1 protein-coding gene is annotated in these 866 nt (G+C 47.2%); it reads left to right on the plus strand.

Annotation, left to right across the window (positions count from 1 at the left end; genetic code table 11):
* The coding region (locus ACWHAR_RS24865; protein WP_452088155.1) for a transglutaminaseTgpA domain-containing protein at positions 1–866 on the plus strand (866 nt) is incomplete at both ends.

Here is an 866-nt window from a genome sequence, read left to right on the forward strand (position 1 = left end):
GTCCTTTGCAGTATTTTACCGATACGGGGCACACCGTCTTTTTTATTTTATTTATCGCTCTTGTATTTTTGCTTACATTTTTTAAGGTCCCTTGGTTTATCAGATTTCCGGTCAGCCTTGGCTTCGTTCTGTTTGCACTGCACACGATTTTTTACGAAGGATCGGTGTTTTCACCTTCATGGATTGCCCTGTTTTTCCAGGATTTAAAGCGAAATTTCTCCTATATTTTCTCCGGCATGTGGCGGGATATGTCGCCGTTGTTTCGGACGCTGCTCTTTTACGTCCTTCTTTGGCTGCTCGTATACTTGCTGCACTACTGGGTGATCTATCAGCGCAGAATTTTATTCTTTTTTATTATGACCGTTGTTTATGTCGCGGTGATCGATACATTTACGCCGTTTGACGCGTCATATGCGATCGTCAGGATCGTGCTGATCGGCTTTTTGCTTCTCGGCCTGCTGTATTTGGAACGGATCAGGGAATCAGAAGCGCTCAAATCCTCGAAATCGCGGTTTGCCAAATGGTTTGCACCGCTCTTATTGATGACTGCCGCCGCCGTGTGCATCGGCGCGGTCTCGCCAAAAGCCGATCCCGTCTGGCCTGATCCGGTGCCGTTTCTGCAGACGGCTGCGACCGGCGATTTTGCTTCCTCAGGCAGAAGCAAAGTCGGCTATGGAACGAATGATGAGGCATTGGGCGGTCCATTTTCAAAAGACGATACATGGGTATTTACATGGCAGGGAAATGAACGAAGCTATTTCAGGGTGGAAACAAAAAGCCGCTATACAGGAAAAGGCTGGATTGAAGACGAAAAATCAGGCGCATCCATTCAGCTTGAAGAGGATAAACTGGATTACCAGTGGTAC

The organism is Bacillus sp. LR--39 (genome assembly GCF_053613335.1).